General features: G+C 40.0%; 1 protein-coding gene. It reads right to left on the reverse strand.

Annotated features, from left to right (window positions below):
• Window positions 1-4,877 (reverse strand): CshA/CshB family fibrillar adhesin-related protein (locus HMPREF2979_RS06100; protein WP_148132228.1); only part of this gene is annotated, 4,877 nt, incomplete at its 3' end.
• Window positions 4,878-5,583 lie beyond the last annotated feature (706 nt).

Consider the following 5,583-nt stretch of genomic DNA (forward strand, 5'->3'; position numbering starts at 1 on the left):
GGAACGAAAGTTACGGTTCCATCTGGAGAAACGGTGTAAGTTCCTTCACCATCTACTGTCTTAGTCGTTGAGCCATCTTCGAAAGTAGCAGGTGTATCTTCGTCGATTGGAACATTTGGATCACCTTCTGTGAAGGTTGGTTTACCAGATTGTGTTTGACCTTGGATATCGGTAGATGTCGCATCTTCAGAAGTTGGAACGACTGGAGTAATCTTAGGTGTGTAAGTTGTTTCTACTGTTGTTCCATTTGTATCAGCTGCTTGAACTTTAACTGGAACAACATCACCTGAATAAGATTTATCTGTTGGTGTGAATGTCACAACACCTGTTTCTTTATCGACGGTGAAAGTACCAATCACATCACCTGCTGGTGATTTCGCTTCTACTGAAGCAGCTGGCTGACCAGATTCATCAAGAAGGGTAATTGAATCCTTGTTAATTGGAGCAACTGGGTCGCCTTCAGTGAAGGTTACGGTTCCAGTTTGAACAAGACCTTGTGGTCCAGTAGATTCAGCTGGAGTTGCAGTTGGGTTAAGCGGAGTTACTGTTGGTGTATAAGTTGCAGAAGCTTTTGTTCCGTTCTTATCTTCACGAACAACTGTTACGGCTGGTGCTTCACCTGTGAATGATTTTTCAGGGACGAATGTAACTGTACCGTCTGAAGCCACCGTGTAAGTACCAACGCCATCGACTGTCTTGGTAGTTGAACCATCATCGAAAGTAGCTGGAACGTCATCATTCATTGGCACACGGCTGTTGCCTTCAGTAAATTTAGGCTTACCTGTTTGGGTTTGTCCTTGTTTACCTGTAGATGTTGTATCTTCTGCAGTCGGTGTTACTGGAGTTACAGTTGGTGTGTATGTCGCAGAGGCTTTAGTGCCGTTCATGTCTTCACGAACGACTGTGACTGCTGGTGCTGTGCCTGTAAATGATTTCTCAGGAACAAATGTCACAGTTCCGTCTGCTGCTACTGTGTAAGTACCAACGCCGTCAACTGTCTTAGTTGTTGAACCATCGTCGAAGGTTGCTGGAACAGCTTCATTGATAGCCACTGTTTTCTCAACACCATCAACAGTTACTGTTCCACCCTTGAATTCAGGTTTACCTGTTTGAGTGGCACCTTGGATATCTGTTGTTTCAGCTGGAGTTGCTGTCGGCGTTACCGGTACGATTTCAGGCGTGTAGGTTGTATCTACCTTAATACCGTTTGAACTTTCAGCTTGAACCTTGGCTGGTGTTACCACACCTGTGTATGATTTATCTGTCGGTGTGAAAGTGACTCGACCTGTAGCTGAATCGATTGAATATGTACCAATTTCAGTTGTACCATCAGCAGCATAAGCTGGTGTGCTTGTCACTTCATTGCCATCATTATCCAAAAGTGTGTAGCTATTATCTTTAATGGTAATAGCTTTATCTTCACCATTTACTTGAACAGTTGTTCCTGCAAAGGTTGGTCTACCTGTTTGAGTCGCACCTTGGATATCTTTAGATGTAGCTGGTTTAGCTGTTGGAACAGCTGCTACAACAGTTGGTGTATAAGTTGCATCAGATGTGATAGTTGCAGTCTTACCGTTAGCATTTGTAATCGTAGCAGTTGCCTGAACAGTTACTCCTGCTGCAGTACCAACAAAGTCTTTCTCAGGTGTGAACGTAACTGCTCCAGTCGTTGGATCAATTGTATAGCTACCTTCACCTGCTACTGTTACAGTAGTTTCATCAGTCGGTTGACCAGTTGCTGGATCCACCAATTTCTTGCTTGTAATTTTTGCAGTCTTGTCACTACTCAAATCAAAAGTTGGTGTTTGGGTTTGAGGAACGTTTTGAACATCCGCAGAAACCTTATCTGTAGGAGTCACTGTGATAGGTGTTACAGTTGGTGTGTACTTAGCTGTTGCTGTCTTAACAGCATCAGCTGGCACATCTCCATCTTTATCGTAACCAACCCCTGCAGTAAGTGAAACAGTTACACCAGTAGCTGTTCCAGTAAAGCTTGGTTCTGGAGTGAAAGTCACTTGACCAGTTGTAGGATTGATTGTATATGTTCCTTCACCTGCTACTGTTACAGATGAATCATCAGTCACTTGACCAGTAGCTGGATCCACTAATTTTGCAGGATAAGTAAGACTAGGTGTGATAGAAATCTTTTCACCATTCGAGTTCGTAACTGTTGTATTAAAGGTAGGAGTTTCAGTTTGAGTTGCTCCTTGAACATCCGTTGATGTTTTATCAACCCCTTCAATATTACTTGGTGTAACAGTTGGAATATAGAGACCATCCATGGTATTTAAAACAGTATCTACGTTAGCTTCGTCAGCTGGGAATTTTGTTGACCAGCCAGTATCATAGCCATTGCTGTCTGTACGACGGATAGAGATGCCATCAGCTGTTCCAAGGAAGTGATCTTCTGGAATGAATTCCACATCCACGTCTGTACCATTACCAGTAATCTTGTATTTACCTTGACCAGGGACTACATAATAACCTTCAGAATCTAAAGTAGCTTTGTTACCATTTGAATCAACGATGTATGGTTCTACTGTTTCATCAATTTTAGCTGACTCAGTTCGGCTATATTTTTGCAAACCACGAGCAGTAAAGGCTACAGTAGCGGTTTGCTTAGCACCTTGAACCCCAGTGGTTTCTTTAAACTCCCCTTTTGGTGGATGGGTGATTTGAGTCTTGAAGTCCTCCACTTCCCCAGATAAGGCCATACCAGTTGGGCTTTCGATTTCTTTTGCATTCTTAGCAATACGGATTCGAACTCCTAATTCATTAACACTTGGGTCAATGTAGGTTTTGCTATTAGCAAATGTTAATTGAACCGTACCATCTTTGGTAATGGTTGCTAGATTCGAACGCTCATCTTCATCAAAGGTACCATTTTGGTTAAAGTCTATCCAACCGTAGATATAAGCTTCTGAAGCTCCATCTGTATGGGCTTCTATTGACAGCTTGTAGTTACCTGGGCGTGTACGATCCATCTTGATCATCTCATTGGTTGTACCTTTAAGCTCATCTGGAAGCAATTGGTCAATTCCTTCATCGGCCGTAGTTGCCTTATCATCACCGAACCAGTCAAGAACAGTATTCTCATCCATATCTGGGCTCACATTACCAATATATGGTTGATTTACTTTAGCACCAGTTACACCATCTACAGTTGCAATGGTATGCATAGCTTTTCCGTATGACTCAGGAGCGTCCCCTTCATCAATTGGGAAGAATCCTAGCATTGCTGACTGTTTACCACCTGAAGCGACATAAAGTCCAACTTCAGAGGCACCACGCGTCATAACGATTGGAACAGTATAATTACCTTCAGAAATGTTTGGTCCAAAGATACCGGTTCCTAGACCACCTGTAACTTTGTCAGGATTTCCAAAATACTTCCAAGCTACTGGTTTCTTTTCTGGTCCAACTTGAGTAGATCTACGAAGTTGGTTTAAGTTGGTATTATTAAATTTAGGATTAGGTCCAAAAAGATTTTCAGTATCTTGTGGTGAATATGTTACAGAAGTAGTTGGTCTGGTAAACTTTTTCCATTCTCCAATATGCTGCCAACCTTCTCCATTGGTAGTAAACATAACTAATTCACCTGGGTTAGCAGACTCCCCATCAGCCATAACAATAGCTGGCTTAACTGTCTTACCACGGAAGGTTGCAGAGATTTCAAACTGAACTCCAATATTTCCACCATTCAAAGCTGAACTTATGGTAGTCTTCTTGGTTTTCGTATCAATATTCTCAAATCTGATTTCAGTCCAATTATTTTGGGCATCAGCGACGATTTTGGCCTCTTCACCATTGTTAAAAGCTTGCTTAGCAGCATTTGAAGTGACTCCACTTACATAACCATTTTTTGCATTTGGATCATAGGTTGCTTTTTCAGCTTCTGTAGCCCCTTGATTTTCCATCCGTTTCTTATAGATTTCAGTCGCTTGGAAAGGTTTCAAAGATTTGACTTTTACAGTAACTACATAACCAGGCATGATTTCCTTGGTATAGGTAGACCCAACTTGAAGAGCCAATTTTTCTTCTAAGTTCTCAGTTGGTTTAACTTCACTTTTAGGAACTAATACTGTAGTAGTTCCTGTCCAGTTAGCTACATCTCCAAAGTCCAACCATGAGATTTGGCTAGCCATAGATTTGGCATCAACATTTGTTGTAAAGCCTGGTTTTTCAACTTTTGGTGTTGAAGTTGCATCTTCAACATCATCACCAATCAAGTTTGGATCATTGGCATCACCAAGGGCACGACGAGTACGACGGCGACCAGAAGTTTCTGCTGTTACAACAGGTTGCTCTACAGCAGACGCTTCGGCACCACTTGAAAGAGCATTCGTTGTAGAAGCTTCTGCTTGAACGTCCACACCTTGTGCTTCAGATGCTGTTTCTGAAGCAGGTGTTTCAGATGATGCTGATGTAACAGAGGCTGTCGTTGAAACTCCCGTAGTATTGCCTACACTTGTAGAGCCAGCAACACTAGTGGTAGATGCTGCAGTAGTTGCTGACGTTGATGTAGCTGCTTGAGATGCAGTCTCACTAGAAGCTTGTGTTGTAGACGTTTCAGAAGTAGCTGCGCTAGCATTTGAAACGGTTTGAGACTGACTATTAGTCTCAGTACTAGATAAAATATTTGCGACTTCCGTCGAAGCTTGAGCAGCAACAGCATTCTGAGAAGATGTCTCATCACTCACTGTAGCAGTAGTGCTAGCTACATCTCCTGCTTGGACTTGGTTAGCTGTTTCATCGGCAGATACTTGACTAGCAGTACCAACCATAACCAGAGTTCCAAGAAGAACGGAGCAAACCCCTACATTCAGCTTACGAATCGAAAATCGACTTATACGATCATTAAATAAATCTTTACCCACTTTGGTAATCCTCCACACTTATACTATTAAGTATCTCACCCCTCAATGAGATTAAAAGTATTTAAAAATACTAATCGTTAAATATTTTAACAAAATTCCTAATATTTGTGAAAAGAAATGCTCTTATTTTCAATTTTTTTATAAGGTTCACTTAAAAATAATCATGTAAACAATAGAATGATTATAGATATCACTATTTTTATAAACGTTTCAATTAATAATTTTATAATTATTTACTTTTAGAATTGTCAGTAAAAAGAAACTTATGATTTCATTTTTTTCAAAAATCGATTTTCAGAATTAATAATTCATTAGAACTTTTAAATTAGTAAGTCATTATTGAAATAAAAATGGTTGGTTATCAACTCAGTCCTTCTAAAAAATATAGCTTATAACCATCTTAACTATAGTTTAGAAGCCTATTTAACGACATTTTTTATCCTGTTGTTTTCAAGAAAAGCAAAATTTCTTTGAAAAGATAATTTCCCACTTCGCTAAATACTTTCTAAGTCATATGACACTTAGAACTAAATCTGTTGAAAATACAAACCAAATCAGCCATCTTGCTTTAAACCATTCGGAATAAGTATGATATTCTTCACTTTTTCACTTGTTATTATTATCCAATTGATTTAGCTACCTACGAAAAAAGCTCTATAATCTCTTCAATAGTTTAACCTACTAAATCGATTATAGAGCCAAAAAA

Origin of the sequence: Streptococcus sp. HMSC078H12, from assembly GCF_001814615.1 — a bacterium.
In the GTDB taxonomy this organism is placed as follows: domain Bacteria; phylum Bacillota; class Bacilli; order Lactobacillales; family Streptococcaceae; genus Streptococcus; species Streptococcus salivarius_F.